21 protein-coding genes and 2 pseudogenes are annotated in these 23905 nt (G+C 58.4%); 6 read left to right on the forward strand and 17 right to left on the reverse strand.

Translation table 11 applies throughout. The features are described from left to right. Both SDD30_RS12770 and nth read right to left on the reverse strand, forming a co-directional pair. Positions 1 to 320: ATP-binding protein (locus tag SDD30_RS12770; protein WP_434075310.1), on the reverse strand; the 320-nt coding region annotated here is incomplete at its 3' end. Positions 321 to 434: 114 nt separating this feature from the next. Beyond that, on the reverse strand, positions 435 to 1073 hold the full coding sequence (gene nth / locus SDD30_RS12775) for an endonuclease III (protein ID WP_434075311.1): 639 nt from the start codon (positions 1071 to 1073) through the stop codon (positions 435 to 437). A gap of 60 nt (positions 1074 to 1133) precedes the next feature. On the opposite strand from nth, the gene SDD30_RS12780 reads away from it, so the two are divergent. Then, positions 1134 to 1382, forward strand: coding sequence for a YkoF family thiamine/hydroxymethylpyrimidine-binding protein (locus SDD30_RS12780; protein WP_434075312.1), 249 nt, complete (start codon positions 1134 to 1136; stop codon positions 1380 to 1382). A 145-nt stretch (positions 1383 to 1527) separates the two neighbouring features. After that, positions 1528 to 1974 (forward strand): OsmC family protein, encoded by a 447-nt coding sequence (locus SDD30_RS12785; RefSeq protein ID WP_434075313.1) that lies wholly within the window; start codon positions 1528 to 1530, stop codon positions 1972 to 1974. Between the two features lie 110 nt (positions 1975 to 2084). Here the strand turns inward: SDD30_RS12785 and pckA are convergent, their stop codons facing one another. Next, positions 2085 to 3665: a phosphoenolpyruvate carboxykinase (ATP) gene (pckA, locus tag SDD30_RS12790; RefSeq protein WP_434075314.1), complete on the reverse strand. Its 1581-nt coding sequence runs from the start codon at positions 3663 to 3665 to the stop codon at positions 2085 to 2087. Between the two features lie 108 nt (positions 3666 to 3773). Continuing rightward, a complete protein-coding gene (typA, locus tag SDD30_RS12795) occupies positions 3774 to 5549 on the reverse strand; it encodes a translational GTPase TypA (protein WP_434075315.1) in 1776 nt (591 codons plus the stop codon). Positions 5550 to 5624: 75 nt separating this feature from the next. Here typA and SDD30_RS12800 point away from each other — a divergent pair. Beyond that, a pseudogene (locus SDD30_RS12800) lies at positions 5625 to 5873 on the forward strand (ATP-binding cassette domain-containing protein); the annotation flags it as partial. Positions 5874 to 6235: 362 nt separating this feature from the next. On the opposite strand, the gene SDD30_RS12805 reads toward SDD30_RS12800, so the two are convergent. The 6 genes from SDD30_RS12805 to SDD30_RS12830 form a co-directional block, all read right to left on the reverse strand. Next, positions 6236 to 6643, reverse strand: a complete 408-nt coding sequence (locus tag SDD30_RS12805) for a HEPN domain-containing protein (protein WP_434075316.1) — start codon at positions 6641 to 6643, stop codon at positions 6236 to 6238. Then, the gene (locus SDD30_RS12810) at positions 6640 to 7014 is read right to left on the reverse strand and encodes a nucleotidyltransferase domain-containing protein (protein ID WP_434075317.1); all 375 of its coding nucleotides are present in this window, start codon (positions 7012 to 7014) and stop codon (positions 6640 to 6642) included. The genes SDD30_RS12805 and SDD30_RS12810 overlap by 4 nt, the downstream gene beginning before the upstream one ends. A 90-nt stretch (positions 7015 to 7104) precedes the next feature. Next, the gene (locus tag SDD30_RS12815; protein WP_434075318.1) at positions 7105 to 7398 is read right to left on the reverse strand and encodes a carboxymuconolactone decarboxylase family protein; all 294 of its coding nucleotides are present in this window, start codon (positions 7396 to 7398) and stop codon (positions 7105 to 7107) included. A gap of 74 nt (positions 7399 to 7472) precedes the next feature. Next, on the reverse strand, positions 7473 to 8459 hold the full coding sequence (locus SDD30_RS12820; protein ID WP_434075319.1) for a glucosidase family protein: 987 nt from the start codon (positions 8457 to 8459) through the stop codon (positions 7473 to 7475). A gap of 36 nt (positions 8460 to 8495) precedes the next feature. Further along, positions 8496 to 8804 (reverse strand): hypothetical protein, encoded by a 309-nt coding sequence (locus SDD30_RS12825; protein ID WP_434075320.1) that lies wholly within the window; start codon positions 8802 to 8804, stop codon positions 8496 to 8498. A 69-nt stretch (positions 8805 to 8873) separates the two neighbouring features. Then, positions 8874 to 9236 (reverse strand): response regulator, encoded by a 363-nt coding sequence (locus SDD30_RS12830; RefSeq protein ID WP_434075321.1) that lies wholly within the window; start codon positions 9234 to 9236, stop codon positions 8874 to 8876. 356 nt (positions 9237 to 9592) lie between these two features. Here SDD30_RS12830 and SDD30_RS12835 point away from each other — a divergent pair, with 356 nt between their 5' ends. The 3 genes and pseudogenes from SDD30_RS12835 (at position 9593) to SDD30_RS12845 (ending at position 11577) form a co-directional block, all read left to right on the forward strand. After that, the gene (locus SDD30_RS12835; protein WP_434075322.1) at positions 9593 to 9925 is read left to right on the forward strand and encodes a cupin domain-containing protein; all 333 of its coding nucleotides are present in this window, start codon (positions 9593 to 9595) and stop codon (positions 9923 to 9925) included. 13 nt (positions 9926 to 9938) lie between these two features. Beyond that, positions 9939 to 10172, forward strand: a pseudogene (locus tag SDD30_RS12840) (DUF488 domain-containing protein); the annotation flags it as partial. Between the two features lie 379 nt (positions 10173 to 10551). Next, positions 10552 to 11577 carry a uroporphyrinogen decarboxylase/cobalamine-independent methonine synthase family protein gene (locus SDD30_RS12845; RefSeq protein WP_434075323.1) on the forward strand — a complete coding sequence of 342 codons (1026 nt, stop codon included), beginning with the start codon at positions 10552 to 10554 and terminating at the stop codon, positions 11575 to 11577. Positions 11578 to 11708: 131 nt separating this feature from the next. Here the strand turns inward: SDD30_RS12845 and nrfD are convergent, their stop codons facing one another. The 7 genes from nrfD to rlmD form a co-directional block, all read right to left on the reverse strand. Continuing rightward, positions 11709 to 12974: an NrfD/PsrC family molybdoenzyme membrane anchor subunit gene (gene nrfD, locus SDD30_RS12850; protein WP_434075324.1), complete on the reverse strand. Its 1266-nt coding sequence runs from the start codon at positions 12972 to 12974 to the stop codon at positions 11709 to 11711. A 184-nt stretch (positions 12975 to 13158) separates the two neighbouring features. Beyond that, a complete protein-coding gene (locus SDD30_RS12855; RefSeq protein WP_434075325.1) occupies positions 13159 to 13845 on the reverse strand; it encodes a 4Fe-4S dicluster domain-containing protein in 687 nt (228 codons plus the stop codon). Beyond that, on the reverse strand, positions 13842 to 16406 hold the full coding sequence (locus SDD30_RS12860) for a molybdopterin-dependent oxidoreductase (protein ID WP_434075326.1): 2565 nt from the start codon (positions 16404 to 16406) through the stop codon (positions 13842 to 13844). Before SDD30_RS12860 ends, SDD30_RS12855 begins: the two co-directional genes overlap by 4 nt. 287 nt (positions 16407 to 16693) lie before the next feature. Next, a complete protein-coding gene (locus SDD30_RS12865; protein ID WP_434075327.1) occupies positions 16694 to 18904 on the reverse strand; it encodes a molybdopterin oxidoreductase family protein in 2211 nt (736 codons plus the stop codon). 113 nt (positions 18905 to 19017) lie between these two features. Next, positions 19018 to 20715, reverse strand: a complete 1698-nt coding sequence (locus tag SDD30_RS12870) for a sigma-54 interaction domain-containing protein (protein WP_434075328.1) — start codon at positions 20713 to 20715, stop codon at positions 19018 to 19020. Positions 20716 to 20766: 51 nt separating this feature from the next. Continuing rightward, positions 20767 to 22197 (reverse strand): PIG-L deacetylase family protein, encoded by a 1431-nt coding sequence (locus tag SDD30_RS12875; protein ID WP_434075329.1) that lies wholly within the window; start codon positions 22195 to 22197, stop codon positions 20767 to 20769. Positions 22198 to 22284: 87 nt separating this feature from the next. Continuing rightward, positions 22285 to 23781 carry a 23S rRNA (uracil(1939)-C(5))-methyltransferase RlmD gene (gene rlmD / locus SDD30_RS12880; RefSeq protein WP_434075330.1) on the reverse strand — a complete coding sequence of 499 codons (1497 nt, stop codon included), beginning with the start codon at positions 23779 to 23781 and terminating at the stop codon, positions 22285 to 22287. Positions 23782 to 23905 lie beyond the last annotated feature (124 nt).

The following is a 23905-nucleotide window of genomic DNA, read 5'->3' on the forward strand; positions in this document are numbered from 1 at the left end:
CAGTGGCGGGCAAAGAGGAGCACGGCCTCTCCTTCCCCGGCCCCGCAGCGGGCGCAGCGGGGGGCTTCACCCTGACTCCTTTTGGCGGCCAGGTTAGCCTCGGCAGCCACGGGATCGAAGGCCGGCGCTTCCCGTTCCTCAATTGTCAGGGCGCCGGTGGGGCAGACGTTCAAGCAAACCCCGGCGCCGTCGCAGAGTTCTTCCCGCAGGACCCGGGCCTTACCATTTACCAGCTCTATTGCCCCTTCAGCGCAGGGGCTGACGCACAGGCCACAGCCAGTGCACTTCTCGTCGTCAATACGAACAATCTTACGTTTCATAACAACCACCTTCCAGCTCATGTTTTCTTGATCTGTTAACGCTGCATCTTTATTTTATCCCCCGGATTGGAAGATAGTTGTGAGGCTTTTTTAAAACTATTGTGATCCTGATCACTAATCACCGGCTTCATCACTTGCTTCCCGGCAGTAGCCACGCAGGATACAATCCCCGCAGCGGGGGTGACGCGCCCGGCAGACCTCCCGACCGTGGTAGATCAGCAGATGGTGAGCTTCCCCCCGGCTGCCCGGCGGCAGGGCGGCCATAAGCTGCCTTTCCGTCTCCCCCACATCATCAGCCCGGGCCAGGCCCAGGCGATTGGCCACCCGGAAGACATGGGTATCCACGGCAATAACGTCCCGGCCGAAGGCGTTGCTCAAGACCACATTAGCCACCTTTCGCCCCACGCCGGACAGGCGTAAAAGGTCATCCGGGTTATCAGGAACCCGGCCGCCATAGTCACTAACTATGGTCCGGGCGGCATCGACCAAATGAGCGGCTTTCATCCGGTAGAGGCCTAGACTCTTGATACAAGTCGCCACAACAGCAGGTTCGGCAGCCGCTAAGGCCGCCGGGTCGGGATAGCGCTGGAAGAGGGCCGGGGTTACCCGGTTCACCTGATCGTCGGTGGTCTGGGCCGAAAGGATGGCCGCCACCAGGAGCTCGAAGGGGTTGCGATAATGCAGGCGGGAACTCGCCCCGGGATAAGCGGTTCGCAAACCCTGCAAAATTGCTTCTACCCTGTCCCTTTGCATAACTTCCACTCCCGGTACAAAAAATATTTAACGGGCCCTATTTGCAAAGGAGGAATCCCTGTGCTCAGTGCCGAGGTAAGTCTCTATCCCCAAAAAACCGCCCGGGCCAGTGAGATCATCAACGAATCCCTGCAATCCCTGGCCCAGCAAGGGGTTAACTACCAGGTCGGACCCATCAGCACCGAAATCCACGGCTCAGAAGAGCAGGTCTGGTCCGGCATCCGCTCCCTGTTCGCCAAAGCCAGCTCCGCCGGCGAGGTCAACATGGTCGTCACCTTTTCCAATTCAGCTCACAAAGACCAAAAATAGCCACCGATAGCGTTTTTCTCCTCTAGCCCTGGGAAATTCTCCAGAATCCTTTTTCCCGCGGCTACTTTTTTTACTTCACATAACTATATTATCGTGCTATCATGGACAATGTCAAACTGCATTATTTGTGAAAGGGATGACCAGTATGGCTAAAACTACTTTTACCGCCACCGTCAAGTGGAGTGGCGAAGGCCTGTACTGCAGGGGCCAGGCCCGGGGTTTCCAGGTAGCCGTTGACGAGCCCCCGGATTTGGGCGGCAGCGATAAGGCCATGAACCCGGTAGAACTCCTCCTCTGCTCCCTGGGGGGCTGCATGTCCATCTGCGCCGCCGCCTTCGCCCCGGCCTGTCACGTGGAACTCAAGGATTTCCGGGTCGAGCTGGAAGGCGACCTGGACCCCGACGGTTTCTTAGGCAAAAACCGCGACGTCCGCAAGGGTTACCAGCAGATCCGCTACCGCATCCATATCGACTCCCCGTCACCGGAACGCAATATTAAACGTCTCCTGGAGATGATCGAGGAGCGCTGCCCAGTATCGGATACCCTGAAGGGCGTCGAAGTGGTGAAGCAGGTCATTGGCGACGATAAGTAAGCCAGGGCAGATGTCCATGCCGCCAGCGCGGCACCAGCAGATGGATAAAATCGGAAAAAAAGCCGGCATATACGCCGGCTTTTCTGCTTACTAAAAACCTTTTTATCTGCCTAGCTGGCTACCGGACCGGCGGCCCGGATGGCCTCCGGTACATCCTTGAATTTGGCGAAGTTCTCGTTAAAACGGCCTGCCAGCTTGCGGGCCATGGCGTCGTACTTCTCTGCATCTGTCCAGGTCCGGCGCGGGTTCAGGACCCCGGCCGGCACCCCCGGACATGAAGCCGGTACCAGGACGCCAAAAATCGGGTCCGGAACGAACTCGACCCCTTCCAGTTCACCCTTGACGGCCGCCCGGACCATGGCCCGGGTGTAGGGCAGGCTCATCCGCCGGCCGACACCATAGGGTCCCCCGGTCCAGCCGGTGTTGACCAGGTAGACGCTGGCGCCGTGTTGGGCTATCCTTTCCCCCAGAAGGTTGGCGTAGACCAGTGGTGACCGGGGCAAGAAGGGCGCACCGAAACAGGTGGAAAAGGTCGCCTGGGGGTCGGTAATCCCCCGCTCCGTCCCCGCCAGTTTGCTGGTATAGCCGGAAAGGAAGTGGTAGAGAGCCTGCTCCCGGGTCAATTTGGCAATCGGCGGCATGACGCCGAAGGCATCGGCCGTCAGGAAAACCACCGCCCGCGGGTGGCCGCCCACGCCTGGAATGACGGCATTGGGAATATAGTCCACCGGGTAGGCAGCCCGGGTATTCTCGGTCAAAGCATCGCAGTCGTAATCGATGCTCCGGCAGTCGGGGTCGACGGCTACATTTTCCAGGACGCTGCCAAAGCTGATGGCGTTCCAGATCTGGGGCTCGTGTTCGGCCGAGAGCTTAATGCATTTGGCGTAACAGCCGCCTTCAAAGTTAAAAATACCCTTATCCGACCAGCCGTGTTCATCATCACCGATGAGGCGCCTCTCCGGGTCGGCCGACAGGGTGGTCTTGCCGGTGCCGGAGAGGCCGAAGAAGAGGGCCGTATCCCCTTCCGGGCCCATATTGGCCGAGCAGTGCATGGGGCAGACGCCCCGTTCCGGCAGCAGGTAGTTCATCACCGTAAAAATGGACTTCTTTATTTCCCCGGCGTAGGAAGTCCCGCCGATGATAATCAGCCGCCGGTCAAAGTGCAGGAGGACAAAGGCCTCTGAATGGGTGCCATCGATCTCAGGTATAGCCTGGAAACCAGGGGCGCAGATGACGGTAAACTGCGGTTGGTGTTCTTTCAATTCAGCCGCCGCCGGCCGCACAAAGAGCTGGTGGACAAAGAGGTTCTGCCAGGCGTACTGGTTGACGATGCGCACAGACATCCGGTAGGAGGGATCAGCGCCGACAAAACCATCAAAGATAAACAAATCCCGGCCCTGGAGGTAGGCCGCCAGGCGGTGATAAAGGGCTTCAAATTTAGCCTCATCAATAGGCTGGTTAACTGCTCCCCAGCTGATGGTATCGTGCACGGAAGGAGTATCCACCATAAACCTGTCCCCCGGGGAACGGCCGGTATACTTGCCGGTCTTAACACTCAGGGCCCCGTTGGGGGCCAGGACGCCCTCTCCCCGGGCCAGGGCCATTTCCACCAGGCGGGCCACCGGCAAGTTGCGGTAGATGCTGCCGGTATTTATTAGACCCAACTTTGCCAAACCAAAAGTATCACCCACGGGTTCTCCCTTCCCTCTCTTTATGATCTTTTGCAATATACCATAAGCCCCGCGGGAAGGTCAACAGAATCGCGGCATGTATACAATACACCTGTGGACCCGGCCTTCTTATCCCCGCTTGCGCATCCGCAAACTTTTCGGCGTCACTTCCAGGAGCTCATCATCAGCAATAAACTCCAGGCACTGCTCCAGGCTCATCTCCCGGGGCGGCACCAGCTTGATGGCAATATCGGCGGTGGAGCTGCGAACGTTGGTCAGCTGCTTTTTCTTACAGACGTTGATCATCAAATCGCCAGGCCGGGAGTGCTCGCCGACGATCATGCCCCGGTAGACGGGCACCCCCGGGCCGACAAAGAGCTCGCCCCGCTCCTGGGCGTTCTCTAGGCCGTAACTGGTGGTTTCCCCGGCCTCAAAGGCCACCAGGGACCCCCGGCTGCGGGCGGCAATCTCCCCGGCGTAGGGGGCGTAGTGATGAAAAGCGTGGTACATAATGCCCAGGCCTTTGGTGTCGGTAAGAAACTCGGAACGGAAGCCGAAGAGGCCGCGGGTGGGAATATGAAAGGTCAGGCGCACCTGGCCGTCGCCCTTATTCTCCAGGTTGACCATCTCGCTCTTGCGGGGGCCCAGGCGCTCGATAACGATCCCCATATAGGTTTCGGGAACCTCGATGACCAGTTCCTCGACGGGCTCGCATTTGACGCCCTTGATTTCCTTAATAATCGCCTGGGGCCGGGAGACTTCGAACTCGTAACCCTCGCGGCGCAGGGTTTCTATTAAGATCGAGAGGTGCAGCTCACCCCGGCCGGAAACAGTCAGGGCATCGGGGGATTCTGTTTCCGCCAGCCGCAGGCTGACGTCGGATTCCGCTTCCCGGAAGAGACGCTCCCGCAATTTGCGGGAGGTGACGTACTCCCCTTCCCGGCCGGCGAAGGGGCTTTTATTCACCAGAAAGGTCATGGTCACCGTCGGCTCATCGATATGGACGAAGTCCAGGGGCCGGGGGTCGTCCGGGGAGGTAATGGTGTTGGCGACGTTAATATTCTCCAGACCGCTGATAACCACGATCTCACCGGCGGCGGCCTCTTCCACCGGCACCTTGTTGAGGCCTTCAAAGACGTGGAGGGTGGCTACATGGCCCCGGGCCAGGCTGCCGTCGGCGCGGACGATGGCCACCTCCTGTTTGGCGCGGATGGTACCGTTATACACCCGGCCGATGGCCTGGCGGCCGATGTAGTTGTCGTAATCGATGAGGTTGACCCCCACCTGGAGGGTGGCCGCCGGGTCGCCGCCGGGGGCCGGGATATGGCGGATAATGGTGTCAAAGAGGGGCTGTAGGTCCTCCCCGGCCCGGTCCGGGTCCAGGCTGGCCGTTCCCTGGCGGGCGACGGTGTAGACCACCGGGAAGTCCAGCTGCTCCTCGGCGGCCCCCAGGTCGATAAAGAGGTCCAGGACCTCGTCCACCACCGCCCCGGGCCGGGCATTGGGGCGGTCCATTTTATTGATGACGACAATTGGTTTCAGGCCGACGGCCAGGGCCTTTTTGAGGACAAAGCGGGTCTGGGGCATGGGGCCCTCGAAGGCATCCACCAGCAGCAAGGCGCCGTCTACCATCTGGACGATGCGTTCCACCTCGCCGCCGAAATCGGCGTGGCCGGGGGTATCGACGATGTTCAACTTATAACCCCGGTAAAAGACGGCGGTGTTTTTGGCCATGATGGTGATACCGCGTTCCCGCTCCAGATCGTTGCGGTCCAGGATGCGCTCCTGGACCACCTGCTTCTCGTGGAAAATGCCGCTCTGTTTAAGCATACCGTCGACCAGGGTCGTCTTGCCGTGGTCAACGTGGGCGATAATCGCCAGGTTGCGTAGCTTGTGCTGCTCCATAAATTACTTCCGTTCCTTCGTGTTGTGCAGTTTTTGCCGTATAGAGTATAACGCAAGGAAGGGGAGGAAGCAAGGGGAGAGGTGCATGGCTTCCTGGGGCCGAACGGTGCCGGTAAAACCACGACCATCCGCATCCTGCTCGGCCTGCTCCGGGCCGACGCCGGCCAAGCTCGCCTGCTAGGCGGCGACCCCTGGCGGGACGCCATCAAATTGCACCGCCGCCTGGCCTACGTGCCTGGCGACGTTACCCTGTGGCCCGATCTCACCGGCGGTGAGATTATCGACCTGCCGGGCCGGTTGCGCGGTGGCCTTGACCCGCGCCGTTAATCTTTCCCGGGAGAGGCGGAAAAGTACTAACCCTACGATACGGGCACTCTTGGAGATGTTTGATTATCTCCTGGTGGTTAAACAGGGTCCGGAATGGGCGTTAATCAACTATCATGGTTCGGAGGTGATTAGAGCCCTTGAGCTTGCTGGTTTCGGTAAGGGAATCTACCTTTTTCCCTCTCGCGGTATGGAAGATAGAAGGACCCCCGGAAGCCTTGCGTTCCTGGCGCCAAGATAATCCTGCATATAGCCGCCAGATCCTGGCCGGAGCCAGAACCCGGTGGCGAAATAAAACGCCCGGCGGGTTTCCCTGCCGGGTGCTTTGCTGCAATTCATTTGACTTTCTATAGTTGGATAGATCAGCCAGGACTGCGGATCTCTTTAACCACAAGAGTTTCAATCTGATCGACAAGAGATTTTACTTCCTCAAACCAGGGAGCAACAATATCGGCTTCAAATTTAACCAGGTCGGCATAATCCGCTTTCTGCCGGGCATCGAACAGCCTGTTATATAATGTTCCAGCCGAAGGATCAACCAAACCAGCTTTAACGATCTTCTGGTGGAAAAACGAACGGATACCTGAATGTTTGGCTGACGAGTAACCCTTAGCAAGGAGAATGGCCGAAACGGCGTAGAAACAGGCATAATATAACCGGTTAACGGAAGTACGTATATGGCCTTCTGAAAAAAGCAATTCCGCCTCAGCTATAGCTTCTTTAGCGCGTTCCATCCTGTACAGGATTAACTGCTTAATTTCTTCATTCATAGAACTATCCCCTCACGTCTTACATTCTGGTTGAAAGGCATGGCCTGGTATAGCGGGGAATTCCACTCCTGTTCGCTAAAAACCGCTATAGATAAAGCCGCTCCTGTCTCTAATTCCAGCGGGTAAAGTTTCTCGCGGATCGCATCTTCCAGGTGCCAATTAACAGGTCCTTTCGTAAGGATTAGTACATCATAGTCCGAATCTGGTTCGGCATCACCACGAGCCCTGGAGCCATAGAGTATTACTGTCGCACCGGGGACAACTTCGTGAATAAAATCACGGCAGCGTCCTAATAAGCCCTGTTCCTTATCTCCCGGGTAGTGACGAATGGCTCGGTAGCTTGTCGGGCTGCTCTTGTCCTCAACGGCCACGTTAATAATCACCCCTGCCACTATTATACACTTTGCGGCTTATAATAATATATTATTAAGGTCACGATCCATAGCCATAAAAAATCCCTTTTACCGGTAGGCGGCGCCGCCGGCGGCCAGGACACCGTTGCCAGCGACAAAGTAGGCCAGGCGTAGGGCTTCCCCGATCTCCTCTTCACTGGCGCCCAGCTCTCGGGCCTGTTTGGCCAGGACGGCTACGCCCTCGCTGGCGCCATGGGCGGCGTCCAGGGCCAGCGTAATCAGGGTTTTGGTTTTGGCGTCCAGGGCGCCGGGGGCCATGGCCGTTTCCGCCACAGCTTTGACGGCCCGGTAAAATTCAGGGTCCCGCCCGGAGAGGGCTTCAATAAAGGCTGGTAGGGGCATAGTATCGCCTCCGTATTTTTTAGTTAGAGTTATTATTTCTCCATCCTCCTTTAAAACCCTGCCAGGGTTTACATTTACCCTTCCTGGAGGTAGTGCCTGAGGGCCATCAGTAGAATGCCGGCCTCGGCGGCGTGATAGGGCCAGGGGTGGCCGCGGGCGATAATATTCTCCCGCAGGCCGGTCACATACTGGCGTACCCGCCAGCGATCCTCCATCAGGATGGCAGCGTAGACCACCAGGGTGGTGAGGAAATTTGCCGGTGTCGTTTGCTCGTACCAGTGCGGGTAATTACGCAGGAAATTACCGTAGATCCGCCTGGCCGTCCTTTCCTCCAGGGACAAAACGCCGGTGATTAGAGGAAATAGCTGGGCCAGGGCGTCGGGATACCATTTCTTCCAGTTGGGCCGCCGGCGCAGGCCGGCCCGGTAAATAGCCGGACAGTAACCGCCGTCGACCCGCATCTTGGCCTCCATGGCGCTTTTGACCCTCCCGGCCAGGACATCGTACCTGTCTGCCTCCCCAGTGTACCCCTTGGCCTGCGCCCGCAGCCAGGCGTAATCTTTTAAGCCCCGGTAGACCTCGCAGTTGTCCATCAGGTATTTAACCTTCCAGTCAGGCCGGGCCAGGGTGAGGTTGTCACGCTGCAGGGTAGCCAGCATGGCCCCGGCTACCTGGTCCAGCTCCGGCCAGTGGTGCGCCAGCCAACCCCCGTCACCGCTGCTTTCATAATAGCGCCGCACCAGGGTGAGGAAGGTGGCGGCATAAGAATCGGAAGAATCGTAGCTAAAGGTGGGGCTCTCCATCCCTTCCCTATCCAGATGATAATCGTAGACGGTTCCAGTGACACCGTAGCGATCCGGCTTTTCCAGGTGGGCCAGGTACCAGTCCAGATAGGCCCGCACCCGCTCCGGGCTATAACCCCAGGCCGCCAGGCCGTAGAGGGCCAGGTGGGCGAAATAGGGGACAATTTTGGGCTGGCCCGGATAGGCGGTGACCACCGCCCCGCTGGCCAGTTGCTGGGTAAGGATCCAGTCGGCTTCCTGCCGAATAATAGCTTCCATAAAAAACACCCCCACCATATGGTATGGTGGGGGTGGCTATTCTAACATTGAAGCCAACCCATTTTTACTCAGCCTGGCTAGTTCACTACGTAGTTCCCCCAACCTGGTTTCAGCCAGTTCCCAGTCAAAATAATCCTGCTCAACTTCCCAATCGCCCTGTGGTAATGATTGTCGAAAGGTATTAAAATCGGTACTATATTTTTTTTGGAAAGTGGTGCTCATTACTTCATATTTACGGATATCACTCAGTACTTTTTGCCGGAGCAATTTCCGCAAACTTTCATTAGGTTCTTTGGCTGGCTCTAAACGAATTAAGGTCTCAAGTAACTCTTTACTAACGGACATCCCTTGTGCCCCCTTTCTATGAAACCATTCTAACATTAATTCCATATACTGTAAAAGCCAGGTTTATTTCTAAATATTACCCCGGACCCTTTCCAGGGCCAGGCGTACTCGTTCCGGGTCGAAAGGCTTGACGATAAAATCCACCGCCCCGAGGGACCGGGCTTCCTGGACCATCCACCCCTGGCTCATGGCGGTGATCATGATGGCCTTCACCCCGGGGTCATAGCCCCGCAGCAGCCGCAGGGTTTTCAACCCGTCCAGGTCGGGTAGAGTAAAATCCAGGGTGACGACATCTGGTTTGAGCAGGGGGTACTGCGCCACTGCCTCCTTGCTGCTGCCGGCCTCGCCGACGACCTCATGTCCCTGATCTTCCAGGATGTTCCGCAGCACTTTACGCATAAACAGGGCATCATCAACAATGAGAACACGCAAAACAAAACCCTCCTGTATGGCTTCAGAAAAGACAGCTTTTCATGGCGAACGTAATATCATTATTTCGCCCTTTTCTTATTAATACCTGCCAGGGCTAAAAGTTCTTTAGCGCACAAAAAAGAGGGCCTATGTCCGTAAGTAAGCCTTTTATCGTCAACTAAAACAATGGTCCCCTGACGGCGCAGAGCCCCCACACCTCGTAGCCGTCTTTATACTCTAAAATGTAACGTCCTGGAATACGCCATGAAGTTTTTCCTATTATGTGCGTAACATCACTGCTTTCTTTACGGGACAGCTTACAATTATAGTTGACAAACATAATGACGGCCAGAAGGCCGCCGGGGAGGTACAAATAAATGGATATTATCCGCATTGCTGAGCAGCCACAACAGGTTTCCCCCAGGGGTGTAAAGGCCCGAGCCGTGTTAGATTTACCCTCCATCAATATTATGAATCTGACCCTGGCCCCGGGTGACGAGGTGCCATCCCACCTTACCCCGGTAGACGTTCTCTTCCATGTTATTGAGGGTGAGGATTCCATTACCATTGGCCCGGAAACGGCCCGGGTCACCGCCGGAGATATAGTGGTCAGCCCAGCCCGCATCCCCCACGCCCTGGAGGCTAATGCCGGCACCGATTTCAGCGTCCTGGTCATAAAGATCCCCAACCCGAAAAAAATGGCCAAATAAAACCAGTATCGGGATGTTTAAGCTGAAGCGTATTTACGAAAAAGCAGTTGCCGATGATGGGCTAAGGGTCCTCGTTGATCGCCTCTGGCCGCGGGGAATCAGTAAAGAAAAGGCGGCTGTGGACCTGTGGTTAAAAGATATCGCCCCCAGTTCCGGGCTGCGGCAAAGGTTTGCCCATGACCCGGCCCGGTGGGAAGAATTTCGCCGCCGCTATGAGGAAGAGCTGGACCTTAAAGTGTATCACTTCATCCCCCTTTAGTAGTAACTAATTTTGTCCGGCCATAGCACGGAACTCACCTGGGCGCCATTAACCTGGCTACCGGCCGACCATAAACATGATAGCCCGGTAGATATGCCGGCCCTGTCAAGAGCCTGATTCGCTCAAACCTCTATATACTTTTCGCCAGCAGGATAAAGCCCTTCCTCCCGGCGCGGAGGCGCCCGGTCAAGGCTCCGGTTAATTCCCCGGACGAGTATTCCATTACAAACCAACCCGCAATAAGCCGCGTGTGATAAGGATCACACTGGAAAAGGAATCCGCTCACAAATACAGCCAGCAAAAAAGGTTAAAATTCTTATATAAGCTAAAAGAGCAACAAATAAACATGATAAAGGAGAGCCGCCTCATGAAACTACCCGGTAACTGTTTAACAACAGCCATGGGTATTCTTCCCCACCCTGATCCGGAGACAGCCTTAAAACTGGCCCTGTCACTGGATATCCCCTTCTGGCCGCAACTACCCCGGCTGAGCTTTTATGAGGATATGTACGCCCAGGTATCAGAACACCTGCCCGGCATTAAACTGGATTTTAACGCCAAGGTTATCCGCTTCAATATCCACGACTTTTACGAAGAACTTCCTGCTTATATCGATAACTGGGAAGATCCGGGCTACTTTCGCCTCTCACCCCGGTACGCCAGGGTTTACCAGCGGTTTTTGGCGGCAGATTTAGCCGCTTATCCCGCCATTCGCGGCCAATCCATCGGCCCCATCAGTTATGGTCTCAAAATTATTGATGAAAAACAAGCGCCCATCATCTATAACGACGAAGTCAGGGGGGTCCTCTATGATTTCATAGCCAAGAAAATCCAGGCCCAGTACCAGGACCTGGCAGCCAGGAACTCCCAGGCTTTTGTCTGGGTAGATGAACCGGGCCTGGAACTGGTCTTTATGGCCGTTACCGGCTACAGTTCGGAAAGAGCAAGGGAGGATTACCGCCAATTCCTGGCCACCCTCCCCGGCCCTAAAGGGGTACATCTCTGCGGCAATCCCGACTGGTCCTTTTTGCTGGGCCTGGAACTCGACATTATCTCCCTCGATGCCCTGCAGTGGGGACACATTTTTACCCGTTACACCGGCGAAGTGAAAGAGTTCCTGCAAAGGGGCGGCATTATCTCCTGGGGCATCACCCCCACCCTGACCGAAGAGGTAGAAAAGGTAACGGTTGCCAGGCTGGTAGCCCAGTTGGAAAACCTCTGGGATTATTTGCAAGGGCAGGGGATCAGCAAAGAAACTATTATCTCCCAGGCCTGGCTGGCGCCGGCCCGCTGTTGCCTGGTAAATGCCGACGGCACCGCTTCCGTCGAAAAATCCTTCCGGCTGCTCAAAGAAGTGGCCGGGGTAATTAGGAAGAAATACGGGTTATTATAAGGGTCGCCAATACGCTTTAATCTTAAACGCAAAGGCGTTAAGCCGGGCCATCATCCCGGCTTAACACCATTAATATCTATGACCTTGTTGCTTCTGGGGAAACACCAACGCCTTGTTAGCAAACACCAATGTTACTCCTTATCTGGTAGGGACCGTTGCGGCGGCAGGAAATTATAGGTACTCACCATCAAAGCAATAATTAACAATACCAGGCCGAAGGGCAATAGGTCTACGAGCGTCTCGGCGATGCTTGGTACATAGGGCCAGGAGCTGGCAAAGACCGGGGCACCGGCCCGGAAGACCCCGACAGCTACGGGGTAAGGCCACCCTTCCACCCCCATACCGGGCAGGTCCAGGCTCAAAGGAAACTGGTTGAAGGCCGGGAACATCAGCATCAACCGGTGGACGAAGACACCGATAAAGAGCAGGGTGCACCCCAGCAACAGGTTTCCAGGCGCGCGCACTCCCCGGCCGGTGAAGAAATAAACCATGACGAGGGCCGGAAGGACGATTTCCGCCAGATAAAGGGGGCCGTAGCGCTTAAAGAGCAGCGTCAGGGTACCCAGGGAGGCATGGCTACCCCACCACCAGGAGAGGAGGAGATCCATGGCAACGAAGAAAAAGTGAACGGCCAAAGCCCCGGCTGCAATCCAGGCCAGGGTCTGATAGGCGCCGGCATGCCGGTCAAACCTTTCCCGCCCGGCTACCACCAGGCTGACCACCAGGACCAGGGCCGTACCCGAGGCTACGGCCACGGCGATGAAATCCGGCGGCAGGATGGCCGTATGCCACCATTCCCGCGAAGCCTGGGTGGCAAAAATCAAGGCGGTAATGGTGTGAATGAGAATGGCCACCGGCAGCCCCACCAGGGCCACCCGCCGCGACCAGCGGGCGGCCAGACAGGCTACTTCTTCGTCAGCAAGCTTCCTCGTCCAGCCGTTAAAGAAACCACGGTCTTCCCGCCGCCAGTCGGGCAGGAGCTGGAAATAGACGCTGCCAAAGGTTAGGATGATATAGGCGCTGACGACGATGACGTCCCAGACCAGGGGCGAGCGGAAATTGGGGTGCAGCAGCAGGTTATAAATCCTGTCCACCCGGCCCAGATCGGGCAGGATAATGGCCGCCGCGGCCAGAATGCTGGCGAAGGCGGACAAAGAAGCGATGCGGGTGAAGGGCTTGAGCTGCTCCAGGTTGAAAAGGTAAACCGACGAGGAAACAATCAGCCCCCCGGCGGCGATGCCGACAAAGAAGGCGAAAGTAGCGATATACAGCCCCCAGCTAAAGGGGTTGCGCATATGGGTGACCACCAGGCCGTTATTGAGCTGGTAGCCCCAGGCTGCCAGGCTGGCCAACAGTAGAGTAAGGGCCGGAATAAAAAGCCGGTTTCTCTTTAACACCCTTAATCCCCTCCGAAACTATTTTCCATCGTAGCCGCCCGGGTAAGCCAGGTTTCCGGGGCGGCTCGTTGACGTGCACAGCTCCGCTTTGTATCGCAGCTGCCCGGGTGAGCCATGTTCCCTGCATTGTCACCGTTCGTGTGGGTGGCGTTCCCCGGGTTGGATTCCTTTAAAGCGGTACGCCTTATTTCCGCGGGCCAACAGGTGGCAAATAGAAGACCTTCGGCCTGGTGCTCAGTTCCTCCTGCAATCGCGTCGCCGCCCGCTCCCGCACCAGGCGGCTGACCTCAGAATTGGGGTCGTCCAGGTCGCCAAAGAAGCGCGCCCCGGCCGGGCAGGCCTGGACACAAATAGGTAGATCTCCTTGATCGGTATACTGCACGCAGAAGGTGCATTTTTCCACTATTCCTCTGGGACGATCCGGCGTGTAAACCAGGCGGCCGTTCCGGTCGCGATGCTCGAAAGGATAGCCGTAATCATACCCCGGCATATAACCTACCTTCGCTTTGGCCTTTTGCTGGTCCTCCCAGTTAAACTGGCGCACGCCATAGGGGCAGGCGGCCATACAGTAGCGGCAACCGATACAGCGCTCGTAGTCCACCAGCACCCGGCCCCGGTCGTCGGTGTAGGTCGCCCCCACCGGGCAGACCTTTTCACAGGGCGCATTTTCACACATCTGGCAGGATACGGGTAAGAAATACATCTCCACTTCCCCGTTTTGCGCTACGGGAAGCTGGTGTTCTGGACTTCCCGGAGTAAAAACCCGGTTCCACCACATCCCCGGCGGCTGGGAGTTGTGCCCCTTACAGACCACGGTGCAAGTGCGGCAACCGATGCAGCGATCCAGGTCGATCACCATGCCCAGCCTCATTGCCCTTCACCCACCTTTCGCACATCACATAAGGCCTCGTTCCAGGCCGTATTGGGCGACCAGATACCAGGGGTAAAGTAGACTTCGTGGGTTGGTTTGATAAAGGGGTAAGTTAGGGAGTTATAAAAATCCTCTTCGAGATAGCGGCTCCACCACCCCTGCTCAAAGACGACGACCTGCCGCCCCTGGCCGGGGTCCAGGGCGGCGTAGCCCCGCACCCGGCCGCGGTCGTTATAGGCCTCCACCAGGTCGCCTTCTTTAATCCCTCTGGCGGCAGCGTCCTCCGGGTTTAAAAAAACCCGCGGCCGGTTGTCCTGGAGCTCGTTCATCCAGATGTTGTTGGAGTGAGTGGAATGAACCCGGTAGAGGGAGTTGCGGGTAATATAGGCGAACTGGTATTTACCCTTGACCTGGGGGTTCAGGGCGTACTCACTCTCATTAAAGGGCGGTTTGTGCACCGGCAAGGTTTCCCCCAGCCGGATAAAGGTATCCTCCTCTTTATAAAATTCGATGCGCCCGCTCTTGACGAAGCGCGCCGTAGCCGCCAGGGCCGCCGGCCGGCTGATGGGGGGAAAGGGTTTCTTAAACTGCACCTGCTCGTAAAAGGGGATCTGCCGGTCACCCGGGGCTTCACTATGGACCCGCACCGGCCCTTTTTTGAGCTGATCAAGGGTAATCCCGGCCACCGGCGGCCCGCCTTTAGCCAGCAACAGCTCAATGGCTTTTTCGGCAGCAGCGTTCTCGTCCAGGCCGGGGAAGAAATGCTGCTCAAACCCCGGGTTCAGCCTCCGGGCGAGTTCCCGGGCCATCCACAGTTCGGAATGGGACTCGTAAAGGGGTTTAATGGCCGGCTGTTGCAGCTGCATATAGGGGTGCAGGGGCGTAGTGACCAGTTCGGTCTTCTCGTACCAGGTGGCCGCCGGGAAGACGACGTCGCTGTAGCGGCAGCTGGTGGTCAGGGAGAAGTCCAGGCCGACAATCAATTCCAGTTCATTCTGCAGGGCCATTTGCCGCAGGCGGTCGGCCATATTGTGCTGGTCCAGGGGATTGCCCCAGCCGTAGATCAGGGCCTTGAGGCCGTTCCTAGGCCAAGATGCCGTCATACTGGTAGTCGGGCCGTGGAGTATATAGAGCCACGGCACCCAGCGGGGGGCCTTGGGGAACCACCAGTCCTGGATGTCAAAGCGGATCTTGTACTGGCCGGCGTAGGTGGAGATACCCGCCCCCGGTTTACCGATATTGCCGGTTAAAACGGGCAGCAGGGCCAGGGCGCGGCCCTTTAAGTCGCCGTGATACCACTGGTAGTTGCTGGCGCCGTAAATGACGTTTAAGGGTTTCGCCGCCGCCATCTCCCGCGCCAGGCGCACCACCGTCGCCGCAGGCACCCTTGTCTCCTGCTCCACATAGGCCGGGGTGTAGCGACCCAATTGCTCCTTGAGGAGCTGGAAGATGGGTTTGGCTTTGATCCTCGCCCCATCCCGGAGCTCGACCTCCACTTCCCCTTCCAGGATGACGTCGCCGGGTAAGTCCAATTTTTCCGGGTTCACGGCTAGGGGCCGGCCGTTATAGGCGACAAAGGCCTCCCGGTACTCCGGCAAGGCCGCCGGCGGCTCCAGCCCCTGGATCTCTTGCGCCCGCAGGCGCTTCCCGGTATCCAGGCGCACCAGGAGGGGCAGGTCGGTAAAGGTCTTGATAAAATCAGCCTCGTAAAGCTTTTCCGTAACGATTAACCGGGCGATACCTAAGGCCAGGGCGGCGTCGCTGCTCGGTTTCAGCTGCACCCACTCATCGGCTTTGGCGGCCGTTGGTGAATAGTTGGGATCAAAGACAACCACCCGGGCACCATTATTCCGGGCTTTGATGAGCAGGTCAGCGTCAATCAGCCGGGTCACCAGGACGTTGGAGCCAAATATGGCGATATAGCGGGAGTTAAGCCACTCCAGGGGTTCCAGTTCCTCCGACTGGACCCCGAAGGTCATGGGCCAGAACATGGGCAGGTCGCCGTTCTGGTCGTAGGGGTGGATGAGGCTCCAGCCCACCAGGGTGGAGAGGGCGATCCAGGCGCCCTTCTGGACGTGGCCGGTGCCGCCCACCTGGAAGATAAAACCGATGCTCTCGGGACCGTACCGGGCGGCAATTTCCTTCAGGCGGCCGGCGGTATAGTCCAGGGCCTCTTCCCAGGAAACCTCTTTGAAATCACCCTTACCCCGGTCCCCGGTCCTAATTAAAGGTTTTTTAATGCGGTCAGGACCATAGATCAGGTTGATAAAGGAGAGCCCCCGCAGGCAACCCCGGGGGCCGTATTCCGGCTCCGGGTAGTCGTTGGACGGCAGTAAAGCCTTGATCTGCCCGTCCACTACCATGGCGCGGATGCCGCAGGCCAGGGTGCAGTTGGGAGAACAGGTGGTACGGACGTATTGAACCTCCCGGGCCACGGCTGGCCCTTCGGCCCCGGCCTTCGGGACGAAGTACCTGGTGGCCCCCGCCGTACCCGCCAGGGCGGCTGCCGCCGCCGAAGCCTTGAGAAACTGGCGCCGGGTGAGTTTAAGCTTCTGTTTCATATATACCCCCTCATCCTCCTTGTGATAGTAACCCGTGGAACAAGCCTGGGTAAATCTAGTAATTACATGATGCAAGATTTATGCCAACCCATAAAAAAATCCCGGGGCTTATCCGGCCGGGATTTTGGGTGCACCTGGTTTAACCATGTCTCTAAGATTTTATAATGACTCTCTAAGATTTTAGAATATCCCCCTTTCCTCCGTAAATAGGGTTCTGTTAAAAATGGGCTGCGGGGCTGGCGGTACAGGCTCCATGCTCCCTGGCCTATCCCGGAGCACCTTGCCACTTATTCTCCGCTGCTTGCCACCAACTTTTCAAGGCGGCATACCCCGGCCTTGGCCAGGGGTTGGCCGGAAAGAGGGTCGACGTTACGGCCGGTCAGGTGGTTGGCCGCCTGCTGCCGGCCCTGTTCACTGGGGTCCAGGTCGCCAAAGTGGAAGGGAACAAAGACCTCTCCCGGTGCTACTACATCGGTAACCCTGGCCGGCACCTCAATCCAGCCATGGCGGGTCACTACCCGGACTACTTCGTCATCCGCTACCTGGAGCCGGGCCGCATCGGCAGGATTAATCTCCACATAGGCCCCCGCTACCAGGGCCTGGAGTTCCGATATCCGCTTGGTCCTGGTCCGGGTATGGTAATGTTCGATAATCCGCCCGGTATTGAGCCAGAAAGGAAATTCCCCGCCAGGTACTTCCGGTGGCGGTGCATAAGGAACAGCCCAGAGGCGCGCCCGGCCCTCCGGGTGATTAAACTCGCCGTAGCCCTGGGCCTCCTCCGCCCGGGTGGGAAAAACACCGGCGGTATAGAGCCGCGGCGTTCCCCGGCTTCCCGCCGGGCAGGGCCACTGGACGCCTCCCAGGCGTTCCAGCAGGGCATAATCTACCGCCGTCATGTCGTTAGGACGGCCGCGGGTAAGTTCTTTTAGCTCGGCGAAAGCCGCCGCCGGCCCCTTCCAGGCCATAAATTCCCCTGCACCCAGGTGCCGGGCTACCCGGCTAACGATGGCCAGGTCGTCCCGGGCCTCACCCGGCGGGGCTACAGCCCGGCGGACCAGGTTGAGGCGCCGCTCGGAGTTGGTAATCACCCCCGTCTTCTCGCCCCAGCCGGCGCCGGGGAGGAAAAGATCGGCAAAGGCCGCCGTTTCCATGGGGTAAAAGATGTCCTGGACAATAAGAAAGACCTTCTCCAGCTGACGGCGGGTGAACCCCTGGTCAGGCAGGGAAACGGCCGGGTTGGTACCAATTACCCACAGAACCTTCAGCCTGCCGGCGTTGATTAAGGAGAGCATTGCGTTGATGTTATTGACCCGGCGGGGTAACCGCTCCTCAGGGATACCCCAGTAAGCAGCCACCTGATGCCGATGTTCGGTGTTCTCCGGGTTACGGAAACCGGGCAGGCTGCTGCTACCGCCAATTTCCCGCATACTAAGGGCCGAAGCCTGGCCGGTAAGGGAGAAAGGAGCCGCCCCGGGCCGGCCGATTTTCCCGGTGATGAGGTGCAGGGAGTTAATCAAAGTCACGGTGTCTACAGCGCAGCAGCTCTGATTAACCCCCTGGCAGAAAACCGTGACCGCGTTCGGAGTGCGGCCGAAGAGGCGGGCGGCAGCCACAATGGTCGCCGCCGGTACGCCGGTAAGTTGCGCCGCCCGTTCCGGGGGATAGGTAGCCGCCGCCCGGGCGAGTTCGTCGAAACCCGTCGTCGCCCGCCGGATAAAATCCCGGTCCAGGAGCTCTTCTTTAATGAGGATATTAATTAACCCGTACAACAGGGGAAGATTGCTGCCGCAGCGCAAGCGCAGGTGCAGGTCGGCCACCCGGGCCGGCAGGGTCAAGCGCGGGTCGGCCACCATGATCTGGGCGCCGTTGAGTTTCCGGTTGCGTAAAATTCGCTGCCAGAGCTGGGGGTGCATCTCGGCCGGATTGGCGCCAAAGATAAAGATCAGGGGGCTGACGTCCAGATCCTCATAACACCCCGGCGGGGCATCGACGCCAAAAGAACGGATATAGCCCTTCGCGGTGGAAGCCATGCAAAGGCGAGTATTGGCATCGATATTGGGCGTTCCCAGGACGCCTTTGGCCAACTTGTGGATGGCATAATACTCTTCCAGGGTGAGCTGACCGCCGTGGTAGATGCCTACGGCTTCCGGTCCCCCGGACGCCAGGGCTTCCTGGATACGACGGGCCACCTCGTCTAGGGCCTCGGTCCAGGTAACAGGCTCCATCCCCTGGCCGCGGCGACGCAAGGGTACTGTTGCCCGCTCCGGGTGGTGCAGGGTTTTCCACTCATACAAACCCTTGAGGCAAAGATGGCCTTGATTAACCGGGGCGGCGGCGTCAGGCTTTACGGCCACGGCGCGGCCGTCTTTCACGCCGAGGTACAGGCCGCAACCGGTACCGCAATAACCGCAGGTGGTAGCCACCCAGCGGTCCACGGCTGTTTCCCCCTGGTCCCGAAAAAGATTGATTATGCCCTGTTGTAACTCTGCCGGTGCCATCAGCGCTCCCCCAAAATGAAATATGCGATGTGGGAGGTGAGAAGTGGGATTCTTGTAGAAACTGGCTACGCCAGTTTCAAAATTAAAACTTACTCGCCTCGCAATAAACCGGGCTAATTTATATCGATGTTATACCGTTTCAATTTCTGGTACAGGCCGGAGGGATGGATACCCAGGATCCTGGCTGCCTCTTGCTTGTTGCCGCCGGCAGCCGCCAGGGCCCGCTGGATGGCTTCTATCTCAGCTGCGGCCACGGCTTCCTTTAACTCCAGCCCCGGCTCCCTGCCCGGCACCTGGGACAGCGTTGCCGGCAGGTGCTCTCGGCGGATAATCTCTTCCCCCGGTTCCAGGAAATTAAAGGCGTGTTCCAGGACGTTCTCCAGTTCGCGGACGTTACCCGGCCAGGTGTAACAGTAGAAGAGTTCCTGCACCTCCGGGGCCAGGCCCTTTACGGCCAGGCCATAACGGCTGTTCAGGCGCCGGATAATGGCCACCGCCAGGACGGCGATATCCTCCGGCCGCTCCCTCAGGGGCGGTATGGTCAGGGTTACCACCGCCAGACGGTAATAGAGGTCGCGGCGAAACTTGCCGGCCGCTTCCAGGGCCAGGAGGTCCTGGTTGGTGGCGGCGATAATCCGCACGTCCACTTTGATGGTCTTACGTCCCCCGACTCGCTCAAAGGAACGTTCCTGTAAAGCCCGTAGGAGCTTGGGCTGCATACTTAATGGCAAATCGCCGATCTCATCGAGGAAGATAGTGCCGCCGTCGGCCAGTTCAAACTTGCCCGGTTTGCCGCCCCGGGCCGCCCCGGTAAAGGCCCCCTCTTCATAGCCGAAGAGCTCCGCCTCCAGCAGGTTCTCCGGAATGGCGGCGCAGTTAATTTTAATCAAGGGCTCATGGCCACGGGGGCTGGACCGGTGCAGGGCCTGGGCCAGGAGTTCCTTCCCGGTGCCACTCTCGCCGGTGATTAAAACGTTAGCCTCCCCGCCGGCCACCCGGGCCGCCAGGTGTTTCAGCCGAACCATGGCCGGGCTGTTCCCCAGGATGCCCTGCCAGGCATCCTGTTCCCCCTGGAGGGAACGGAGTTCCTGCCGGTAAAAAATAATCTTGTTTTCCAGGACCTGGAGGCGGCGGGAGATATCCGTAAGACCTGATGCAGCCAGGTCTTCCAGGGCCAGGGCCTTGCCCGCGGCCCCCAGGAGGTTACCGCCAACATCTTTCACCGGCATTTCCGATAATAGCAATTTCTTGCCGGCATACTGGACCTCATGGCCCACCACTGGCTTCCCGGTAGCCAGGACCTCAGGCAGGCGGCTGAAGGGTAAAACAGATCTTACCTCCCGGCCGATAAAGGTCTCGGCCCTCTGGCCCAGGAGCCCGGCATAGATCTGATTGATGCTGACGATTATTCCCTGGCTGTTTACTACCACCAGGTAAAGGGGAAAGTCATCCAGGAGGGAGGCATAGAGCCCGTTAATGGTTTGCAGCTGGGCCGCGTCTGGTTCCCTGGCCTTAAAGAGAAGGGCTACGCCACCCTGACCGTCGGGGAAATAGTCAACGCGGTAGTTTTTAGCCCCAGTGGCAAAAAGGGTGTCCATCAGGGGTCTACCACCGGTAAACACTTCCGCCAAGCGCGTCTCAGGAAAAACCTCCGTCAGCCGCCGGCCTTTTAGATCCTGGCCGGCCAGTCCCAGGATGGCCGCTGCCGGGGCATTGGCCGCCATGATACGGCCGCCGGCGTCGACGTAGATCATCCCTTCTCCCCCGGTTGCCAGAACTCTCCCCCAAAATTCCAGGTCGATGCCCGGCACTATCTCCCCTCACCACCTTGCCCCTGCAGGTTTCTTGTTTTATGTTAACATTTACGGGCCGCTTTTGTAAAGCGTGCGCACCAGCCGCCAGGCTGCGCGATCGATAATCCTGTCGCCGCTGCCGGCAGTGGCGCTCATCAGTATACCTGTAGCCCCGGCGGCTACACCGGCCGGCATACTCAGCCACAGCCGCTTGCCCCTGACCTCCAACCTGGTGCCCGCCGGGAGGTCCAGGCTGTTGGCTGCCTCCTTTCTGGCTTTAACTCGAGTACCCGTGACTGTCAAATCAAGCCTCTGCACCCCCTCCGGCCGGAAGATACGCATCTGGAGGGCGTATTGGATTCGGGGATTAATAGCCTCCCTGGTTGCCAGGCCAATGGTAAAATGATCGGCAGCCTGCGCCGCCCCCACGCCCACCAGGTCGGCGCCGGACTCCAGTTCCCGGCCGACGGTATCCTCTACCGGGTCCAGGAAGAGAATAGGGGGCGGGTTGCCGGCCCCGCTACCCTCGTCTCCCGGCAGCACCGGGTCGGTAAAGCTGCCGAAAAGCTCGTTGGTGCGGATAAAGGCCATGAGGAAGGGCGCGATCACCCGGACCTGGGTGACGTATTTCTTAACGGCCTCCAGTTTCAACCCCTTCTCCCGGTCATCCAGGGGCAGGTAATGCCAGCGGGTATCCAGGCCCTCCAGTGCCCGGGGCGGGTGCAGGGACAAATTGGGGTCATACTTCCAGGGCCAGGGGAAATCGCCCCGGTGTACCAGATAAGTCCATTCTTTAGTCTTAAAGTTTTGTTCCGCCAGGGTATATTTGACGAAAGCACTGGTAGCCAGGTGATCGTGGTTCTGGTCATTGGGGTCGGGGTAAACCACGTCCGTTGGATTAAAATCGCGGAGGATAGCGGCCAGGTTTTGAACGACACCGGCGCCGCAGTAAACGGCCTCCTGCTGGTAGCTAAAAGGATAGGGGGACTGCCGGCTGCCGTTCAACCCGGTATAGGGGCAGTTTTCATCCCAGTTCGTCTCCCACAGCCTGCTCAAACCGCCATCTGGGTAACCCAGGAAGAGGATATCCCCAGAACTAAGGCCTAGATGCGCCATGGCCGCAAGGGATTCCTGGTGGCGGGCCTCCCCCAATCTCCGGTAATCGGCCGGGGTCGGGGCAGCTACCCTGGAATTCTCCGCGGCCGCCATTTTAAAGCCGTCGCCACTGGTCATGACTACTACCCGCACCCGGCTGCCGGCAGCCCGTGCTTTCAGGATTACCCCAGCCCCGCCCAGGGCCTCGTCGTCGGGATGGGGAGCGACGATTAACACCCGCTCCCCGAAGGCAGATGCCCCTGTCCCTGGGAGGCCCTTCCGGGCCGGTGGCAACCAGTCAGCTAAATAAGGGCGGTAAAGGACGACGGCCAAAAGCGTCGCTAGAGCCAGGACTATGCCAGCTCTTAATCTTATTAATACCTTACCGATTCGGCCAGGTGCCATGATCATCCCCCCGCTCCCATCTGCAGGTACACCTGGCCTTAGGGTGCCAGACCGCTTACCTTTTTAATCATAATATCTTTACTTAACTTAATAAGCTGGTTTCTTTTCCAGCCCGACCACGCACTCCACATGGTGGGTATGGGGAAACATATCCACCGGCTGTACCGGGCCAAGAGTAAAACCAGCTTCCTGCAAGTAAGCCAGGTCCCGGGCTAGAGTCGCCGGGTTGCAGGAGACATAAATCACCCGCCGGGGCGCCATGGCGGCCACCGCCGCCAGCACCCGCTGGTGGCAGCCGGCCCGGGGCGGGTCTAGGATTACTACCTCCGGCCGGTAACCTGCCCCGGCCAGGCGCGGCATTACCGCCTCGGCCGCCCCGGCGCGAAAGCGCGTGTTGGTAATCCTGTTTACAACCGCGTTGCGCCGGGCGTCAATAATGGCCTCCGGCACCACTTCCACCCCCGTCACCCGGCCGGCCCGGCGGCTGAGCCACAGAGCGATGGCGCCGTTGCCGCAGTAGGCGTCCAGAACCTCTTCCCCACCCTGTAACCGCGCCCTGGTCGCGGCTTGATCATAGAGCACCTCCGCCTGGGCGGAATTAACCTGAAAGAAGGTCGCGGCCGATATGTGGAAGCGCAGGTCCCCCAGGCGTTCCTCCAAATAATCGCGGCCGTAAACAAGTGACTGTTGGGGGCCACCCCCCTGCTCAGGCTGCCCTTCCCCGGAGAACTTGCTGGCTGCCGCCGGCGTCCATCCCCGCCTGCCTGGTGCTACTCTTTCCTGGTGACCTGGTCCCCCGGCTTCTGGCCTCTTTGTTTTTCGGTAAGTGATACTAACATCGAAAGGTTTATTAGTAAAATTCTGCGCCTCGTTCCGGCCTCTGCCACCAGCCGCCAGGGATACAACTCCTACCAGTTGTGGCAATCTCCCCGCCAGTTTCTCCGCCAGCTCCTCTCCTCCCGTCCAGCCCACCCTGTTCTCCAGGGCCACCAGCAGTTCACCGGTGGCCCGGCCCTGGCGTAGGGTTACATGCTGCAGGCCCGAGGTCAATCCCGGTAGCAACCGGGCTATCTCCCGGGCCGCCGCCAGAAGACCTTCAGACAACAACGGGCAGCAGGAAAAGGGAGCTACTTCATGGCTCCCCGGACGATAAAATCCCAGCCGGTTTTTAGCAACGTGCAACCGCACCTTGTTGCGGTAACCCCAGGGGTTGGTCATGCCCAGAACCGGTAACACCCGCACCTCCTGCAGGTGCCCCAGGCGCAACAGGGCATCGACCACCAGGCGCCTTTTCCAGTGTAACTGGGCGCGATAATCCAGGTGCTGCAGGTCACAGCCGCCGCAGGTGGCCGTCTCCGGACAGGGAGGCAATACCCGGTCCGGCGACGCCTTAACGACCTGCACCAGCCGGCCCAGGGCGTAATTTTTTTTAGTGGTCACCACTTCCGCCCCGACCTGCTCCCCCGGTAGGGCGCCGGGCACAAAAATGACCCGGCCGTCCGGAAGGTGGCCGACGCCGGCCCCTTCATGGCTTAAGCCGGTAATGGTGATAAGGTTATAGGCTGGATGCATTGCTGTACCCATCGTGACTCCCCCTGGCGCCGTATCCCCTGGAACCCCTCATGTTGAGTGCCCCCACTAAAAACGAAAAAATGAGGGGACGGTAAATTACGGTAAATCGTGGTAAACTAAGGAGGCGATAAATTCA

Source organism: Moorella naiadis (nom. illeg.) (assembly GCF_051020825.1).
GTDB classification, from domain to species: domain Bacteria; phylum Bacillota; class DSM-521; order Neomoorellales; family Neomoorellaceae; genus Neomoorella; species Neomoorella naiadis.

What these genes read in the sequence shown, in the direction of transcription:
- nth (WP_434075311.1), bottom strand. Translation starts at nt 1,073, where the DNA reads ATGCAAAGGGACAGGGTAGAAGCAATTTTGCAGGGTTTGCGAACCGCT.
- SDD30_RS12785 (WP_434075313.1), top strand. Translation starts at nt 1,528, where the DNA reads ATGGCTAAAACTACTTTTACCGCCACCGTCAAGTGGAGTGGCGAAGGC.
- typA (WP_434075315.1), bottom strand. Translation starts at nt 5,549, where the DNA reads ATGGAGCAGCACAAGCTACGCAACCTGGCGATTATCGCCCACGTTGAC.
- SDD30_RS12805 (WP_434075316.1), bottom strand. Translation starts at nt 6,643, where the DNA reads ATGAATGAAGAAATTAAGCAGTTAATCCTGTACAGGATGGAACGCGCT.
- SDD30_RS12815 (WP_434075318.1), bottom strand. Translation starts at nt 7,398, where the DNA reads ATGCCCCTACCAGCCTTTATTGAAGCCCTCTCCGGGCGGGACCCTGAA.
- SDD30_RS12820 (WP_434075319.1), bottom strand. Translation starts at nt 8,459, where the DNA reads ATGGAAGCTATTATTCGGCAGGAAGCCGACTGGATCCTTACCCAGCAA.
- SDD30_RS12825 (WP_434075320.1), bottom strand. Translation starts at nt 8,804, where the DNA reads ATGTCCGTTAGTAAAGAGTTACTTGAGACCTTAATTCGTTTAGAGCCA.
- SDD30_RS12835 (WP_434075322.1), top strand. Translation starts at nt 9,593, where the DNA reads ATGGATATTATCCGCATTGCTGAGCAGCCACAACAGGTTTCCCCCAGG.
- SDD30_RS12845 (WP_434075323.1), top strand. Translation starts at nt 10,552, where the DNA reads ATGAAACTACCCGGTAACTGTTTAACAACAGCCATGGGTATTCTTCCC.
- SDD30_RS12855 (WP_434075325.1), bottom strand. Translation starts at nt 13,845, where the DNA reads ATGAGGCTGGGCATGGTGATCGACCTGGATCGCTGCATCGGTTGCCGC.
- SDD30_RS12860 (WP_434075326.1), bottom strand. Translation starts at nt 16,406, where the DNA reads ATGAAACAGAAGCTTAAACTCACCCGGCGCCAGTTTCTCAAGGCTTCG.
- SDD30_RS12865 (WP_434075327.1), bottom strand. Translation starts at nt 18,904, where the DNA reads ATGGCACCGGCAGAGTTACAACAGGGCATAATCAATCTTTTTCGGGAC.
- SDD30_RS12875 (WP_434075329.1), bottom strand. Translation starts at nt 22,197, where the DNA reads ATGGCACCTGGCCGAATCGGTAAGGTATTAATAAGATTAAGAGCTGGC.
- rlmD (WP_434075330.1), bottom strand. Translation starts at nt 23,781, where the DNA reads ATGGGTACAGCAATGCATCCAGCCTATAACCTTATCACCATTACCGGC.